Raw genomic sequence first — 18,390 nt, forward strand, 5'->3', positions numbered from 1 at the left:
GGATCTGGTCAGGTGGCCAGCGCCTTGCGCGAGCGCGGCAGGTCGGCATAGGCCACGTCGGGCTGCGGTTTCTTGCGGCCGAACAGCGTGCCGTCCGATGTGCCGCCCGAGCAGCCGTTGCCGAAGCTGAAGCCGCAGCTGCCTTTTTCGTCGAAGCTGTCCTCGGACATTTCCTTATGCGACGACGGCACCACGAAGCGGTCCTCGTAGTTGGCGATGGCCATGGTCTGGTACATGTCCTCGACCTGCGCAGGCGTCAGGCCCACCTGTTCGAGCACGGCCATGTCCTCGATGCCGTCCACGTGCTGGCCGCGCTTGTAGGCGCGCATGGCCAGCATCTTTTCGAGCGCGCCAAGCACCGGGATGACATCGCCGGCGGTCAGCAGGTTGGCCAGGTACTTCACCGGGATGCGCAGGCTCTTGACGTCGGGGATCACGCCGTTCATGCCCATGAAGCCGGCTTCGGCGGCCGACTGGATCGGGGACAGCGGCGGGATGTACCAGACCATCGGCAGCGTGCGGTATTCCGGGTGCAGCGGGAAGGCCACCTTCCATTCGACGGCCATCTTGTAGACGGGCGACTTGCGCGCGGCGTCGATCCAGCTCTGCGCAATGCCCTGGCGCAGCGCTTCGGCCTGCACGGCCGGGTCGTTCGGGTCCAGGAAGATGTCGAGCTGCGACTGGTAGAGGTCCCGCTCATCGGCCACCGAGGCGGCCTGTTCGATACGGTCGGCGTCGTACAGCATCACGCCCAGATAGCGGATGCGGCCCACGCAGGTCTCCGAGCAGACCGTCGGCTGGCCGGCCTCGATGCGCGGATAGCAGAACACGCACTTCTCGGCCTTGCCGCTCTGCCAGTTGAAATAGATCTTCTTGTAGGGGCAGCCGGAGATGCACATGCGCCAGCCGCGGCACTTGTCCTGGTCCACCAGCACGATGCCGTCTTCCTCGCGCTTGTAGACCGAGCCCGAGGGGCACGATGCCACGCAGGTCGGGTTCAGGCAGTGCTCGCACAGGCGCGGCAGGTACATCATGAACGTGTTCTCGAAGGTCGAGTACATGTCCTTCTGGATCTCGTCGAACAGCTTGTCGCGGCTGCGCGAGTCGAATTCGCCGCCCAGGTCGTCCTCCCAGTTCGGGCCCCATTCGATCTTCTCCATCCTCTGGCCGGTAATGGCCGACACGGGGCGTGCCGTCGGCGGGGTTTCCACCAGCGGGGCCTTCTGCAGGTGTTCGTAGTCGTACGTGAACGGCTCGTAGTATTCGTCGATCTGCGGCAGGTTCGGGTTGGCGAACATGTTCGACAGGATCTTGCCCTTGCCACCCTGGCGCGGGGTCAGGCTGCCGTCGGCATTGCGCTTCCAGCCGCCGTTCCATTTGTCCTGGTTTTCCCACTCCTTGGGGAAACCGATGCCGGGCTTGGTCTCGACGTTGTTGAACCAGGCGTATTCGACGCCCTCACGGCTGGTCCAGACGTTCTTGCAGGTCACGGAGCAGGTATGGCAGCCGATGCACTTGTCGAGGTTCAGCACCATGGCCACTTGAGCGCGGATCTTCATTGCCATGCTCCTTCAGTCTTTTCTGTTTTGTTTTGGGGGGAGGGTGCTTCCTTGCGCGGACCTTCCAGCCAGTCCACCTTGTTCATCTTGCGAAGGATCACGAATTCGTCACGATTGCTGCCGACCGTGCCGTAGTAGTTGAAGCCATAGGCCAGCTGCGCGTAGCCGCCGATCATGTGCGTGGGCTTGGTCACGGCGCGCGTGACCGAGTTATGGATGCCGCCGCGCATGCCGCTGGTTTCGGCACCTGGCACATTGACGATTTTTTCCTGTGCGTGATACATCAGGCACATCCCCTGGGGCACCCGCTGCGACACCACCACCCGGGCGGTCAGCGTGCCGTTGACGTTGAACACTTCCACCCAGTCGTTGTCGCGGATGCCGTTGGCCTTGGCCTCGGCTTCCGAGATCCAGACGTGCGGGCCGCCGCGCGACAGCGTGAGCATGCGCAGGTTGTCCGAGTAGGTGGAGTGGATGCCCCACTTCTGGTGCGGCGTGATCCAGTTCAGCACCAGTTCCGGATTGCCGTTCGGCTTGCGGCCCAGCATCGGGCTCACCGTCTTGGTGTCGATGGCGGGCTTGTAGACGCATGCGCCTTCGCCGAAGTCGAGCATCCAGCGGTGGTCCTGGTAGAACTGCTGGCGGCCGGTCAGCGTGCGCCATGGAATCAGTTCGTGGACGTTGGTGTAGCCGGCGTTGTAGCTGACTTCCTCCGATTCCAGGCCGGACCACGTCGGGGCGGAAATGATCTTGCGCGGCTGGGCCTGCACGTCGCGGAAGCGGATCTTGTCGTGCTCGCGGCCGGCGGCCAGGTGCGTATGGTCGCGCCCGGTGATCTTCGACAGCGCGTCCCAGGCCTTCACGGCCACGTGGCCGTTGGTTTCCGGGGCAAAGGTCAGGATCATCTCGGCGGCGTCGATGGCCGTTTCCAGCCTCGGACGGCCGTGGCTGACGCCCGGCTCGGTCACGGTCTTGCTCAGGTGGCCGATCTCGCGGACCTCATGCTTCGTATCCCAGTTGATGCCCTTGCCGCCGTTGCCCAGCTTGTCCAGCAGCGGCCCGACCGACGTGAACTTCTTGTAGATGTCGGCGTAGTTGCGTTCGACCACCGTCATCGACGGGGCGGTCTTGCCCGGGATCAGGTCGCATTCGCCATGCTTCCAGTCCTTCGGCTCGAACGGCTGGCCCAGTTCGCCCGGGGTGTCGTGCAGCAGCGGCGTGCAGACCAGATCCTCGCGCGTGCCCAGGTAGGGGCCGGCAATCTCGCTGAACTTTTTCGCGATGGCCTTGTAGATCTCCCAGTCGGTCTTGCTTTCCCACAGCGGCTGCACGGCTTCGGACAGCGGGTGGATGAACGGGTGCATGTCCGACGTGTTCAGGTCGTCCTTTTCGTACCAGGTGGCCGTGGGCAGCACGATGTCGCCGTACAGGCAGGTGGTGCTCATGCGGAAGTCGAGCACGGTCAGCAGGTCGAGCTTGCCCTCCGCGGCCGGGCGCACCGTGACCTCGCTCGGCTTGATCGCGTCGTTCTCGTCGCCGAACACCGCGTTCTGCGTGCCAAGCAGGTACTTGAGGAAGTATTCGTGGCCCTTGCCCGAGCTGCCCAGGATATTCGAGCGCCATACGAACATGTTGCGCGGGAAGTTGGCCGGGTTGTCGGGGTCGTCGCAGGCAAACTGCAGCGCGCCCGACTTGAGCTGTTCGACGGTGTGGGCGACCGGGTCCTTGCCGGCTGCGCGGGCGTCGGCCACCACGTCCAGCGGGTTGCGGCCGAGCTGCGGCGCCGACGGCAGCCAGCCCATGCGCTCGGACTTGGCGTTCAGGTCCAGCAGCGACAGGTTGTCGTACCGCTTGGGATCGGCGGTCGGCGCCAGGATCTCGTCCACGCCAAGCTTCTCGTGGCGCCACTGGCTCGTGTGGTTGTAGAAGAACGATGTGCCGTTCATCTGGCGCGGCGGGCGCGACCAGTCGGCGCCGAAGGCCAGCGGCGCCCAGCCGAATTGCGGGCGCAGTTTTTCCTGCCCGACGTAGTGAGCCCAGCCGCCACCGCTCTGGCCCACGCAACCGCACATCATCAGCAGGTTGATGATGCCGCGATAGATCATGTCGTTGTGGTACCAGTGGTTCAGCGCCGCGCCGACGATCACCATGCTCTTGCCATGTGTGCGATCGGCGTTGTCGGCGAACTCGCGGGCCACCTGGATCACCAGGTGGCGCGGCACGGTGGTGTGCTTTTCCTGCCAGGCCGGCGTGTAGGGCACATCGTCGTCGAACGACGCGGCCACGTTGGGGCCGCCCAGGCCCTGGTCGACGCCGTAGTTGGCCATCTGCAGGTCGTAGACGGTGGCCACACGCGCCACGGTGCCATCAGCCAGCGTCAGCCGGCGCACCGGCACGCGACGGCGCAGCAGCGCATCGTGCTCGCCGCCGAAGTAGGGGAAACCCACCTCGGCCACTTCGTCCTCGACGCCGATCAGCGACAGGCGCGGGTCGATGTCCCGGCCGCTGCCGCCATCCTTCATTTCCAGGTTCCAGCGTCCCACCCTGGCGCCGTCGTCATGGGCGGCCTCGCCCCAGCGGAAGCCGATCGAGCCGTTGGGCGCCACGATCTCGCCGCTGGCCTGGTCGATCACCAGCGTCTTCCATTCCGGGTGATTGGCCTGGTCCAGATTGCCGTCCAGATGGGAGGCGCGCAGGAAGTGGTCGGGCACCAGCGTGCCGTCCTGGTCGCGCAGCAGCACCAGCATCGGCATGTCGGTGTACTGCTTCACGTAATCGCGGAAATACGATGACTTGCCGGTGGCGTGGAATTCCTTGAGCACCACGTGGCCCATGGCCATCGCCAGCGCGGCATCGGTGCCTTGCTTCGGGGCCAGCCAGATGTCGCCGAACTTCACCATTTCGCCGAAATCCGATGACACGGCGACGGTCTTGGTGCCCTTGTAGCGGACTTCGGTATAGAAGTGCGCGTCAGGGGTACGCGTTTGCGGCACGTTCGAGCCCCAGACCATCAGGTAGGTGCTGTTGTACCAGTCGGCCGATTCGGGCACGTCGGTCTGCTCGCCCCAGATCTGCGGGCTGGCAGGCGGCAGGTCGCAGTACCAGTCATAGAACGACAGGCAGGCCCCGCCGAGCAGGCTCAGGTAGCGCGCCCCGGCCGCGTACGAGACCATCGACATGGCCGGAATTGGCGAAAATCCGATGACCCGATCCGGGCCGTATTGCTTGACCGTGAAGGCGTTGGCCGCGGCGATCATTTCCGTGGCCGTATCCCAGTCCGCCCGCACAAAGCCGCCCTGGCCGCGCACGCGCTTGTAGCGCGCGGCCTTCTCGGGGTCCTGGCTGATCGATGCCCACGCGGCGATCGGGTCCATGGTCTTGCGCGCCTCGCGCCACATCTCCATCAGCCGGCCGCGGATCATCGGATACTTCACACGCTGCGCCGAATAGACGTACCAGCTGTACGACGCGCCGCGCGGGCAGCCACGCGGTTCGTGGTTGGGCAGATCGGGACGGGTGCGCGGGTAGTCGGTCTGCTGGGTTTCCCAGGTGATCAGGCCGTTCTTGACGTACACCTTCCACGAACACGAGCCCGTGCAGTTCACGCCGTGCGTCGATCGCACGATCTTGTCGTGCTGCCAACGGCTGCGGTAGCTGTTTTCCCACGTGCGGTCTTCGTTGACCACCGCGCCATGCCCGTCCGCGTACGTGGACTTCACGCGCGACAGGAACTTCAGTCGATCCAGAAAATGAGACATTTCTTATGTTCTCCGCTTGCTTTTTGTGGGTGATGCCGCCTCAGCAGGGCATGGGGGCGTTCCGGCGTGCGTAGTACCACCAGGTCACCAGTACGCAACTCAGATAGAAGGCGATAAAGCCGTAGAGCGCGGCATCCGGCGAGCCCGTCAGTTCCAGCGACGTGCCGAAGCTCTTCGGAATAAAGAAACCGCCATAGGCACCGATCGCGCCCGAGAAGCCCAGCACCGCGGCCGATTCCTTGCCGGCGTCCTGCTGGGCCTGCTTCTGCGCGGCGTCGCCCTTGCCGGCGGCGTCGCGCTGGCGCTCGGTCAGGAAGATCACCGGGATCATGCGGAACGTGGAGCCGTTGCCGACGCCGGTCAGGGCGAACAGCACGATGAACGCGGCCAGGAAGGCCTGGAAGTTGCCCGGCTGTCCGTCATGGGGCAGGGCGGACAGCACGGCGCAGACGGCCGCGATCATGCCGATAAAGGTCCAGAGCGTGACCCGCGCACCGCCAAGCTTGTCGGAGATCCAGCCGCCCACGGGGCGGGTCAGGGCGCCGACCAGCGGGCCCAGGAAGGCATAGGCCGTGGGGTTGATGCCCGGAAACTGTGATTTGGTCAGCAGCGCCAGTCCGGCCGAGAAGCCGATGAACGAGCCGAACGTGCCGATATAGAGCCAGCACATCAGCCAGTTGTGCTGGCGCTGGAAGATCACGGCCTGTTCCGCGAACGACGCGCGCGCATCGGCAATGTCGTTCATGCCGAACCACGCGGCCAGCGATGCCGCCACGATGAACGGCACCCAGATAAAGCCCGCGTTCTGCAGCCAGAGGCTTTGCGTGGCGCCGCCGGCCTGGTAGCTCTGCGGTTCGCCGCCAAGCGCGCCGAACACGGCCACCGACACCACCAGCGGCGTGACGAACTGCACCACCGACACGCCGAGGTTGCCGATGCCGGCGTTGAGCCCGGTGGCCAGCCCCTTCTTCGCCTTGGGGAAGAAGAAGCTGATATTGGCCATCGACGAACTGAAGTTGGCACCGCCCAGCCCGCACAGCAGGGCCAGCACCAGCAGCGTGGGGTAGCTGGTCGAAGGGTCGCGCAGCGCAAAGCCCATGCCCAGCGCCGGAATCAGCAGCAGCGCGGTGGAGATGGCCGTGAAGCGGCGGCCGCCGAACACCGGCACCAGGAACGAATAGAAGATGCGCAGCGTGGCGCCGGACAGGGCGGGCAGCGCGGTCAGCCAGAACAGCTGGTTCTTGGTGAACTGGAAGCCGGCGCGGTCAAGGTTGACAGCCACCACGCTCCACAGCATCCAGATCACGAAGGCCAGCATCAGGGCGGGGATCGAGATCCAGAGGTTGCGGTAGGCGATGCGTTCGCCGCGGTCGCGCCAGAACGTGGCGTTCTCGGGCTCCCAGCGGGTCAGTACGGTACTGGTCATGGTGTGCGAGACAGGAAAGTTGGGAAATCGCGGATCAGGCGGTCTGCGTGGACGGGTCCAGCGCGGCGGATGCCTCGGGCTGGGGCCGCGCACGCCGCTGCTCCGCGCGGTGGCTGTAGTGCATCCAGACCAGGCTCACGCAGACCGTGCCGTACATCAGCATGAAGCAGCTGCTGCGGATGCCGGTCAGGTCGGCCAGCGCGCCGAACAGGATCGGCAGGATGAAGCCGCCCAGGCCGCCGGCCAGGCCCACCACGCCCGACACCGCGCCGATGTTGTGCGTGAAGTCGTTGGAGATGAACTTGAAGACCGAGGCCTTGCCGATGGCGAAGGCGATGCCGACCACGAACATCAGGATCGTGAACAGCGTAGGCGTCAGGGCGATCTGGAAGCTCTGCGGGCCGGTGACCGTGTGGATCACGAAGTCGGTCTTCGGGTAGCTGAGCAGGAAGAAGCCCACCCAGCTGATCCACATCACCCACCACGTGGTGCGATGGGCGCCGTAGCGGTCCGAGATCCAGCCGCCGATCGCGCGCAGCACGCCGCCGGGCAGCGAGAAGCAGGCGGCCAGGAAGGCGGCGGTCTTGATGTCGAAGCCGTATTCGCCGATGTAGTACTTGGTCATCCACAGCGACAGGCCCACGTAGCCCCCGAACACCACCGAGTAGTACTGCGAGTAGCGCCACACGCGCGGGTCGCGCATCACGGCCAGCTGGGCGCGAAAGCTCGTGGCCGATGTGGAGCGGTGAGCCGGGTTGCTGCGCGAAAACAGGAAAAATACGATGGCCGTGACCAGCATCGCCACCGAGTAGACCTTGGGCACGATTTCCCAGGTGCCGGCGGCCAGGATCAACGCCGGGGCCACGAACTTGGTCAGCGCGGCGCCCGAGTTGCCGGCCCCGAAGATGCCCATCGCCAGCCCCTGCCGCGAGCGCGGGAACCAGCGGGCCACATACGGCGTGCCCACCGAGAACGAACCGCCGGCCAGCCCGACGAACAGCCCCAGCACCAGCAGCTGCCACAGCGTGTGGACATAGGAAATCAGCCAGATCGGGATCACCGTCAGCAGCATCAGGACGAAAAACACCACGCGGCCGCCGTAACGGTCGGTCCAGATGCCCAGCGGTACGCGGATCAGCGAGCCACTGAGCACCGGGGTGGCGGCCAGCAGGCCGAATTCCGTGTCGTTGAGGCCGAGTTCGTTCTTGAGCGGGATACCGAGCACCGCGAACATCATCCAGACGGCAAAGCAGATGGTGAACGCGAACGTGCTGGACCAGAGCGTGGTCCAGGCGCCGGGCGGTACGGCTTGCGCGGCTTGCGAGGCTTGCGAGGCTTGGGAAGAGTGGGGTGCGGTGGGCATGGCCGGTTCCGGAGTCACTTCGAGGAGTGATGCCAGAGTAGGCCTGCGGGTCTGCGGGGAACATTCGCCGGCCGTACAGCCGGAAGCGGGCGGGGCTATGCCGTGCGTACTAGTTCTTTCGGCATAGGCCCGCCGGAAAGCCGCGTGGGGCAGCGGTTACAGCGGGCCTGGCGCCAAAGGTCGGCGTGGCGGCAACCAGGCTCGCTGCAACAGGTTCATGATTTAGATCAAATCGGATGCCGCCGGCAGAAACGGGTGCCGGGCACCCGTCCTGCGATGGCCTGGGACGGCTAGCGCACGAGCCTGGCCGCGCCGCGGCTGCCGCACCAGCGTGCCGCGCGGCGGCGACGCGGCCTGCGTACCGCGTTGGCGGGCTGGCGTTCTGCTCCGTACGGGTTTTCCGAGAACGGAATCGGCGCATTCATATAGGCGTTGAGCTTGTCGCGCACGAACGACGTGTCGTCACCCACGCTGGAGATGATGCCAGTCGTGGCGCCGCCGCCGAGCAGCAGCGTGAAGATGCCGCGATACGGGAAGTCGGCGTAGGCCGGCCCGCTCACATCGAATGGCTCCGATCGCTTGAACATGTCTTCGGCCGTGGCGCCCATGGCCCAGTGGAACGCGGCCGGGAATTTCAGCGCGACGATCCGGGGATGGATGTTGTGATAGTCCGACCCTATCGCCGGATCGCCAAAAATGTAGGTGCCGCCCGTCCCCCAGTTCTGCGTGTCGAAGTCTTCGTTGACGGTGTCCGACACCAGCGGCGCATGGCTGGCCGGAATCTGCCAGGGCATGATCGGAACCTTGAGGTCGCGGCTCAGCTCGGCGCAGAAGTCGAAGAAGCGCGCCCACTCGTGGGTCCAGTAGCAATAGCCATTGGCATAGCTGCGGATGGTGAAATCGTCGGCTTCGTAGCGGTCCACGGCCAGGAAGTCCGGTGCGTTGGGGCCCTCGTGGACGCGCATGGCGCGGATGAAATCGGCGGTGGCCCGGGCATTCTGGACTGGCTCGTCGCCGGAAGCGTAAATCCATTCCGATGCCCCGACACCCCACAGGTTGACTTGCCAGCCGAAGGTGATGGCGGGCGCCACGGTGCGGATCAACCAGTTCACGGCGGCGATATAGCCGCGGATGTTCTCCTCGATGTCCTGCGGGATCGTGGCCTGGACGTTCCAGTGATCGAGCGCCATCCGCAACGGCTCGCGGACCGGCATGGCGTATTCCGGACCGAATCCGCCTTGCTGGCAGGCCCCCAGGAAGTCGGGATTGATGACATAGCCCGCGGGCACCGGATGGCTGGCATCGGTATGTTCCTTCGCCAGGTTCAGCGACAGGATCAGGTTGGCCAGGCTGTGGGCCAGCCCCTGCTTGTTTGCCAGCTGCGTCGGGGTGTCGCCCAGCGACAGGTTGCAGGTATAGGAAACCAGCACCGGCAGCACCTGGTGGCCGCCGCCGATCTGCCGCTCGATATCGCGCGCCAGCAGCACGGTGGCGGTGGTCTGGTTGTCGGCGCTCAGGTAGGTATTGGCATCGCCGGCGCCATCGAACCCGGCGTACTTGAACACCGACGATGCGCGGGCCGCCACGAAGTCGGCGGCGTTGCCCGGCGTCAGGTCGGCGCAGCCCCCGAAGCTCAGGAAGTCGGGGAACCCGCGCACGTTCAGGTTTGCGCCGCGGGCCACCTCGATCGTGAGCCGCGACACGCCGTTCTGCGCCACGCGCAGGGTATCGGGCGCCTGTACGTGATAGACCTGGCCGTCGATCAGGAAGTCCGCCACCTCCACCGTATAGGTCTGGGGCTGCACGGGCACGGCCAGCTCGTACGTGTGGGTGCCGGCCTCGATCCGGATATCCTGCCGATAGGTCATGTTGGCGGCCACCAGCCGCACTTCCAGCGGGACGCTGACGCCGACGTCGGACACGATCTCGACCGGCAGCTTGACAAAGCCCGTGGTATCGACGGCCGTGGCCTGCATTTCCGCGGAAGAGAACAGCACGTTCTGGACGTTGGCGTCGAGGTCGCGATACTTGGCGGGGAAGGCGTAGCGGACGTTGTTCAGCGGATATGGCGCTACGGCGATATCGACGACGCCCGCGCGCGGCAGCCCGCCGAGCGGCATGATGCCACCCGGCGGCAGCAGGAATTCCACCAGCAGGTCGCCCGTGTTGCGCACCACCACGCTGATGTCGAGTTCCTCGTCAAGCAACGGCTGGATGCGCTCGATCGCCACATTGAGGCGGGCGTAATACCGCGCATCCGCATAGCTGACGACCACTGCGGCGGTGCTGCCCGGGGTGACCGTGACCGTGGTGGGGTGCGCGACGGCGTCGGCCACCACCGTGTAGGCGGCGTTGGACAGCGCGTCGACGCTGACCGCGTAGGTGCCGGCGGGCAGCGCCACCGGCGTGGTGGCGCCCGGTGCCACCGTTTCGACGTGCGTCTGCGAGCCCTGGGTGAACGTGATGGTTTGTGCCGCCGAGTACAGCGCGGCGTCGGGCGGGGAGTCCGCCTGGACCCGTACCGTGCCGCGGGTATCGGGGATGGCGTCGGCTTCCAGGGCGAAGGACGACAGGTAGGCCGCTGCATTGGGGCCGGTCAGGTCGCCGTTGATGCCGATCTTGATCGTGTCCTGCGCGGTGAACGTGTGGGGCGTCTCGAAGTTGAGCGTGGCCTCGACGCCCCAGGTCGTGCTGTCGATCCGGACGTTTTCGGTCTGGGCCGTCGTGGCCTGCCAGCGCCAGAGCTGGACATTGAAGTCCGTGGGTTGCACCGCGGCCGGGGACTTGAACGCCAGGCCGAGGAAATGATCGATGCTGACTGACGAACCATCGGCATGGCGGATGTTCGCGATGTTGATCACGCCATACCACTGCGATGCCCCGCTTTCCACCTTGATGTCGAAAAGGATTGCCATGACTGTTGCCTCCCGGCCGGTTGTGAACGCTGCGCACCATGCGCAGGCGTCAGCGCAGGATAGGAGGCAAGGTACCGGCCTGAGAATGGATTTGCCGCACGGCACGTCCGGCCCCGATGGGTCCGGCGCGGCATGCGGCAATGGATTCCCTGGTGCTGACGGTCAGGGAGGCAGGAGGGGCGGCGGGCGGGCCCGGTGTGCGCGGGCCCCGTACGGTTACGCCGAAGGCGGCGGCACGTAGCCGGCGGCCTGGTCGGCGCCTTCGCCGAAGAAATACTTCTCGGTCTGCTTGAGCAGGTACTGGCGCGCGCGGACGTCGGCCATGTTCAGGCGGTTCTCGTTGATCAGCATGGTCTGGTGCTTGAGCCAGCCCGCCCAGGCTTCCTTCGACACGCTTTGCCAGATCTTCTTGCCGAGGTCGCCCGGCAGCGGCGGGAAGTCGAGGCCTTCGGCTTCCTTGTTCAGTTTGACGCAATGGACCATGCGGGCCATGAGGGACTCCTTTTTCGTGTGGCCGCTATTGTAGCCAAGCCGGGCCGCCGGGGCGGGGCCGGTGGCCCATGCCCCTGCGGCGGCTGTTGTCTTTGCGGACGTTGCGGGGTTACAGCTTCTTCATCAGCACCATCGACTTGCGCTGCCAGTTGTAGAGCTTGCGCTTGTCTTCCGGCAGGTCATCCACGGTGGCGTGCACGAAACCGCGCTTGAGGAACCAGTGCTCGGTGCGCGTGGTGAGCACGAACAGGCGGTCCAGGCCCAGCGTGCGGGCGCGGCGTTCGATGCGCTTGAGCAGGCGCTCGCCGTCGCCGGTGCCCTGGGCCTCGGCCGATACGGTCAGGCAGGCCATCTCGCCCATGTTCTCGCGCGGGAACGCGTACAGCGCGGCACAGCCGAACAGCACGTTGTCGTGCTCGATCACCGAGAACTTGTCGATGTCGCGCTCGATCAGGTGACGCCCGCGTGGCACCAGCGTGCCATCGGCCTCCAGCGGCGCGATCAGCTGCAGGATGCCGCCCACGTCGTCCAGGGTGGCTTCGCGCAGGCTTTCCAGGTCGGTATCGGACACCATCGTGCCCACGCCATCGTGCAGGAACAGCTCCAGCAGCACCGAGCCGTCCATATCGAACGGGATCAGGTGGGCGCGGGGCACGCCGCCCTTGAGCGCCTTGACCAGATGCTCCAGGTAGTAGGCCACGTCGGGCGGCAGGTGGTTGTTCTGCAGCCGCTCCACGGCGGTGCGCAGCGACATTTCCTTCATCAGCTTGCCGACGGCGTCGGGCACGCCCGGCACCTCGGTGATGAAGATCAGCTTGTCGGCCTTGAGCGCGCTGGCCGTGGCGCTGGCCACGTCTTCCATTGACAGGTTGAACGCCTGGCCTGTCGGCGAGAAGCCCAGCGGCGACAGCAGCACGATCTTGCCGTGCGACAGCGACATGCGCATCGACTCGTCGTCGATCTTGCGCACCAGCCCCGTGTGCTGGTAATCCACGCCGTTGACGATGCCGACCGGCCGCGCCGTGATGAAGTTGCCCGACACCACCGACAGCTGCGCGCCGGCCATCGGGGTATTGGGCAGGCCCTGGCTGAACGCCGCCTCGATGTCCAGGCGCAGTTCGCCGGCCGCCTCCTTGGCGCATTCGAGCGCGGCGTTGTCGGTGATCCGCACGCCATCGGCAAACTGCGACTGCACGTTGCGCAGGCCCAGCTGCTCTTCCACCTGGGGCCGCGAGCCGAAGACCAGCACCACGTGCATGCCCATGGCGTGCAGCAGCGCCACGTCGTTGACCAGTGCGTTGAGCACGCCGGCCTTGACCAGTTCGCCGCTGAAGGCGATCACGAAGGTCTTGCCGCGGAACGTGTGGATGTACGGGGCGACCGCGCGCAGCCAGTCGACGAACTGCTGCTGGTCGGGGCCGCTGGCCTCGGCCAGATCGGCGCCGGCCGACGCTGACGGGATGGGCGTGGCAGGCTCGGCAGTGGTCATCGGGACGGTCGACGGATCGGCGGGCGAGGGCGGGTCGGCAGGATCTGGGTCCTGCTGCGGGGAGTCGGTTCTGGCGTTCATGCGGCGGATTATAATCCCGGCCAATGTCAGCACAACGCCCCGCCAAGCCTGCCCCGGCCAACCCCGCCGAGGCTACCTCCGCCCAGGCCAGCCAGAACCCCGCTCCGCGCGACGCGGGCGGTGGTGCTCGCCCCCCGAAACAGGCGCAGCAACGGCCGCCACAACAGTCGCAGAAGCCGGCGCAGAAGCCTGCGCAGCATCCGCAACAGCCGCGTCAGCCCCGTCCGCCGCGCCAGGGCGGCGCCCAGCGACCGGCGCGCCCCGACGCCGGGCAGCAGGCCGCTCGGCCGGAAGCCGGCCAGCGTCCGCCGCGTCCCGAAGGCGGCCAGCGTCCGCCGCGTCCGCCCCAGCCGGTGCGGCTGGCCAATCCGCTGCCCGAGATCACGTTCCCGGAGGCCCTGCCGGTGTCGGCGCGCCGCGACGAGATCGCGCAGGCGCTGCTGGCCAACCAGGTGGTGATCGTTTCCGGCGAAACCGGCTCGGGCAAGACCACGCAGCTGCCCAAGATCGCGCTGTCGGTGGGGCGTGGGCCGGCCCGCGAGGGCAAGCCCGGCGGCGGCCTGATCGGCCACACGCAGCCGCGGCGGATTGCCGCCACGTCCACGGCCAAGCGCATCGCGCAGGAACTGGGCACGCCAGTGGGCGAGCACGTGGGCTACCAGGTGCGCTTCAACGACACCATGTCGGCGGGCGCGTCGGTCAAGCTGATGACCGACGGCATCCTGCTGGCCGAGACGCAGAACGACCCGCTGCTGCGCGCCTACGACACGATCATCATCGACGAGGCGCACGAGCGCAGCCTCAATATCGACTTCCTGATCGGCTACCTGCGCCAGATCCTGCCCAGGCGGCCGGACCTGAAGGTGATCATCACGTCGGCCACCATCGATGCGAAGCGATTTGCCGAGCATTTCGCGCGCGATGGCAAGCCGGCGCCCGTGATCGAGGTCAGCGGCCGCCTGTATCCGGTGGAAATCCGTTACCGCCCGATCCAGGAAGACAAGCCGGCACCGGGTCAGGCGGCCGCGCCGCGCGCCGAAAAGGCGAAGGAACGCGACCTGTACGACGGCATCGTCGATGCCGTGGACGAACTGTGCCGGCTGGGCCCGGGAGACGTGCTGGTCTTCCTCCCCGGCGAGCGCGAGATCCGCGAGGCCGCCGAGGCGCTGCGCAAGCATCATCCGCCGCATACGGAGATCCTGCCGCTGTTTGCGCGGCTGTCCGTGCAGGAGCAGGAGCGCGTGTTCCGGCCGTCGAACGCCCGGCGCATCGTGCTGGCCACCAACGTGGCGGAAACGTCGCTCACGGTGCCCGGCATCCGCTACGTGGTGGATACGGGCCTGGCGCGCGTGAAACGCTATTCGTACCGCAACAAGGTGGAACAGCTGCAGATCGAGTCGATCTCGCAGGCGGCCGCCAACCAGCGCGCCGGCCGTTGCGGCCGGGTGGCCGACGGCGTCTGCATCCGGCTGTACGAGGAAAGCGACTTCGCGGGCCGGCCGCGCTTTACCGACCCGGAAATCCTGCGCTCGTCGCTGGCGGCGGTCATCCTGCGCATGAAGGCGCTGCGCCTGACCGATATCGAGGCCTTTCCGTTCATCGAGCCGCCGCTGGGCCGCGCCGTGGCCGACGGCTACCAGCTGCTGCAGGAACTCGGTGCGCTCGACGAAGGCAACCAGCTGACCGGCACCGGCCGCCAACTGGCGAAACTGCCACTCGATCCGCGCGTGGCCCGCATGATCCTGGCCGCCCGCGACCACCACTGCCTGAAGGAAGTACTGATCATCGCCAGCGCGCTGTCGGTGCAGGACCCGCGCGAGCGGCCGCAGGAAGCCCAGGAAGCGGCCGACCAGGCGCATCGCAAGTTCATGGACGAAAAGTCCGAGTTCCTGGGGTGGGTCAAGCTGTGGAAGTGGTTCGAGGAAGCCGTCGCCCACAAGAAGACCAACCGCCAGCTTCAGGACCAGTGCCGCAGCAACTTCCTGTCGCACGTGCGCCTGCGCGAATGGCGCGATGTGCATTCGCAGCTGCACACCACGGTGAGCGAGCAGGGCTGGCGCCTGAACGAGTCCGAGCCGACCTTCGAGCAGCTGCACAAGGCGCTGCTGACGGGCTTGCTGGGCAACGTGGGCCTGAAGCTCGACGAGGCCGACGGCAAGGGCCGCGAGTACCTGGGCGCGCGCGGCATCAAGTTCCACCTGTGGCCGGGATCGCTGATCGCGCGCAAGGTGGGCCGCTGGATCATCGCCGCCGAACTGGTCGAAACCAGCCGGCTGTATGGCCGCACGCTGGCCCGCGTGGAGCCCGAATGGGTCGAACAGGTGGGCAAGCACCTGCTCAAGGTGAGCTGGAGCGAGCCGCACTGGGAGAAAAAGGCCGGCCAGGTGCTGGCGCTGGAACGCGGCACGCTGTACGGGCTGCCGGTCTACCAGCATCGGCGGGTGGATTTCGGCCCGATGAACCCGGTGGAGGCGCGCGAGCTGTTTATCCGTAGCGCGCTGGTGGAAGGCGAGTTTGACACCCGCCTGCCGTTTTTCGCCCATAACCAGCGGCTGGTGCGCGAGATCGAGAACCTGGAGCACAAGTCGCGCCGGCAGGACGTGCTGGTGGACGATGCGCTGATCTACGCGTTCTACGACAAGGCCATTCCGGCGGACATCCACAACCAGGTGGCCTTCGAGACGTGGTACCAGGCCGAATCGGCCCGGGACCGCAAGCTGCTGTACCTGAACCGCGACGAACTGATGCGGCACGAGGCGGCCGGCATCACCACCGACCTGTTCCCGAAGATCCTGCCTGTCGCCGGCATCGACATGGGCTTGTCGTACCACTTCGAGCCCGGCAGCCACCGCGACGGCGTGACGCTGACCGTGCCGCTGTACGCGCTGAACCAGGTCAGGCCCGAGCGCGCCGAATGGCTGGTGCCGGGCATGATCAAGGAAAAGGTGCATCTGCTGCTGAAGTCGCTGCCGCAGAAGCTGCGCCGCCATTGCGTGCCGCTGCCCGATTACGCGGCCGGGTTTGTCGACCGCCAGCCGTTTGGCGAGGGCGACCTGCTCGACGTGCTGATCGCCGACGTGCGCGAGCAGACCGGGACGATGATCCGGCGCGCCGACTTCAAGCTGGAAACGCTGCCGGCGCACCACACGATGAACTTCAAGGTGATCGACGAGCACGGTCGCCAACTGGATATGGGCCGCAACCTGGCCCAACTGCGCGCCGAACTGGGCGGGCAGGCGCAGCAGTCGTTCCAGAACATCGCCGCGCGCGATGTGCCGGCCGTCGAGGCCGGGCAGTACGAGAACCTGACCTCATGGTCGTTTGGCGAATTGCCCGAACTGCTGGAAATCCGCAAGGGCAACCAGACGCTGTTCGGCTACCCGGCGCTGGTGGACCGTGGCGACCACTGCGACGTGGAAGTGTTCGACGATCCCCAGGAGGCGGCGCGCATCCACCACGCGGGCCTGCGGCGGTTGTTCGCGCTGCAGTTGCGCGAGCAGGTCAAGTTCATCGAGAAGAACATTCCGAACCTGCAGCAGATGGCCATGCAGTACATGACGCTGGGCACGCAGGAGGAATTGCGCAACCAGATCGTGCTGATGGCGCTGGAGCGTGCCTGCCTGCAGGCCCCGCTGCCGCGCAACGAAGCCGAGTTCAATGCCCGCAAGGACGAAGGCCGGGCGCGGTTGTCGCTGCTGGCGCAGGAAATCGCGCGGCTGGTCGGCACGATCCTGGCCGAATATGCATCGCTGCCGCGCAAGCTGTTGCAGGCCAAGCCGTTCGGTTCGGCCTACCAGGACCTGGAAGCCCAGCTCGGCCGGTTGATGAACAAGTCATTTGTGATCGATACGCCATACACGCAGCTGGTCCACTATCCGCGCTACCTGAAGGGCATGGCGATGCGGGTGGACAAGCTCAAGGGCGACCCGGGCCGCGACAGCCAGCGCATCCAGGAGATGGCGCCGCTGGTCCAGCAATGGCAGCGCGCCGAAAAGCAGTTGCGCAGCCAGGGCAGGGGCGCGGCCGACGCGCGGCTGGACGAATTCCGGTGGATGCTGGAAGAACTGCGCGTGGCGCTGTTTGCCCAGGAGCTGCGCACGCCACAGCCGATCTCGGTCAAGCGGCTGCAGAAGGTCTGGGAGTCGATCCAGCGCTGACCGGGAAAAGCGGGCCGCAGCGGGCGTTCGCGATGGAAAGCGCCGCTCACATGTATCCAAATGTAAGTTACGCTTAAGAATCCGTTCTACTCGTCATCGCAACCGTCAGACGAAACGTTAGAATGCGCGATTCGTGTAGAAATGGCGGTCTTATGCTTGCATTGCGTCGTGTTGTGGCGGGGGTGTTGTCGATAGGCGCCCTGGCTTTGGCAATGGTCTCCGCGTCCGCCCGGGCAGAGGTGGTGACGATCCTGAACTCCGGTGACGCCAGCGTCACGCTGATCGACAAGGACACCCAGAAGGTTCTGGAAACGTTCCCGATCGGCAAGGAGCCGCATCACCTGATCGCCACGCCCGACGAGAAATCGCTGATCGTGGCCAACGCGGTCGGCAACGACCTGGTCTTCCTGGACCCGGTCACCGGCAAGGTGCAGCAGCGCGTGCCGGGCATCGACGATCCGTACCAGGTGGGCTTCTCGCCGGACCAGAAGTGGTTCATCGCCACCGGCAACCGGCTGGATCGCGTGGACGTCTACCGCTGGGACGGCCATCAGCTCAAGATCGCCAAGCAGTTCCCGCTGGCCAAGACGCCCAGCCATATCGCCTTCACCGCCGACAGCAAGATCGCCTTCATCACGCTGCAGGATTCCAACCAGATCGCCGCCATCGACCTGACCACGCTCAACGTGATGTGGGTCATGGAGGCGGGCTCGGCGCCGGCCGGCGTCTGGGTCACGCCTGACCAGAAGTACCTGCTGGTGGGCATGACCGGGGCCGACTACGTGGCCGTGATCGACTGGCGCACGCGCACCGTGGTCAAGCAGATCCAGACCGGCAAGGGCGCGCACAATTTCCGCGCCGTGGGCGACAAGCGTCACCTGTTCCTGACCAACCGCGTGCAGGGATCGATCAGCATCATCGACCAGCAGACGCTGTCGAAGGTGGGCGACATCACGGGCCTGCTGCCCGGCCCGGACGACATGGAACTGACCGCCGACGGCAAGACGCTGTGGGTGACGTTCCGCTGGGCGCGCTCGGTGGGCCTGATCGACGTGGCCAGCCGCAAGATGGTGAAGACGATCCGCGTGGGCAAGTCGCCGCACGGCATCTATTTCAAGACCCGCGCGCCGCTGTATTGATATTGACCCGA

General features: G+C 66.2%; 9 protein-coding genes. 2 read left to right on the plus strand and 7 right to left on the minus strand.

What is annotated here, in order from left to right:
• Window positions 1-8: 8 nt before the first annotated feature.
• The 7 genes from narH to argA form a co-directional block, all read right to left on the minus strand.
• Entirely contained in the window at window positions 9-1,559 is a 1,551-nt protein-coding gene (narH, locus tag AC24R4_RS23385) for a nitrate reductase subunit beta (RefSeq protein WP_487523676.1), read from the minus strand.
• Complete coding sequence (locus AC24R4_RS23390; RefSeq protein ID WP_487523677.1) at window positions 1,556-5,317, minus strand: nitrate reductase subunit alpha; 3,762 nt, start codon at window positions 5,315-5,317, stop codon at window positions 1,556-1,558. The genes narH and AC24R4_RS23390 overlap by 4 nt, the downstream gene beginning before the upstream one ends.
• A gap of 40 nt (window positions 5,318-5,357) precedes the next feature.
• Window positions 5,358-6,743: a NarK family nitrate/nitrite MFS transporter gene (locus AC24R4_RS23395; protein WP_487523678.1), complete on the minus strand. Its 1,386-nt coding sequence runs from the start codon at window positions 6,741-6,743 to the stop codon at window positions 5,358-5,360.
• Window positions 6,744-6,777: 34 nt separating this feature from the next.
• The gene (locus AC24R4_RS23400) at window positions 6,778-8,106 is read right to left on the minus strand and encodes an MFS transporter (RefSeq protein WP_487523679.1); all 1,329 of its coding nucleotides are present in this window, start codon (window positions 8,104-8,106) and stop codon (window positions 6,778-6,780) included.
• Window positions 8,107-8,396: 290 nt separating this feature from the next.
• Window positions 8,397-11,021, minus strand: a complete 2,625-nt coding sequence (locus tag AC24R4_RS23405; protein ID WP_487523680.1) for a hypothetical protein — start codon at window positions 11,019-11,021, stop codon at window positions 8,397-8,399.
• Between the two features lie 216 nt (window positions 11,022-11,237).
• Window positions 11,238-11,513, minus strand: a complete 276-nt coding sequence (locus AC24R4_RS23410) for an oxidative damage protection protein (protein ID WP_066733742.1) — start codon at window positions 11,511-11,513, stop codon at window positions 11,238-11,240.
• Between the two features lie 109 nt (window positions 11,514-11,622).
• On the minus strand, window positions 11,623-13,002 hold the full coding sequence (gene argA, locus AC24R4_RS23415; protein ID WP_400394778.1) for an amino-acid N-acetyltransferase: 1,380 nt from the start codon (window positions 13,000-13,002) through the stop codon (window positions 11,623-11,625).
• Between the two features lie 104 nt (window positions 13,003-13,106).
• On the opposite strand from argA, the gene hrpA reads away from it, so the two are divergent.
• A complete protein-coding gene (gene hrpA, locus AC24R4_RS23420; protein ID WP_487523681.1) occupies window positions 13,107-17,240 on the plus strand; it encodes an ATP-dependent RNA helicase HrpA in 4,134 nt (1,377 codons plus the stop codon).
• 152 nt (window positions 17,241-17,392) lie between these two features.
• Complete coding sequence (locus tag AC24R4_RS23425; RefSeq protein ID WP_400395226.1) at window positions 17,393-18,379, plus strand: YVTN family beta-propeller repeat protein; 987 nt, start codon at window positions 17,393-17,395, stop codon at window positions 18,377-18,379.
• Window positions 18,380-18,390 lie beyond the last annotated feature (11 nt).

The organism is Cupriavidus sp. CER-90, assembly GCF_057652055.1.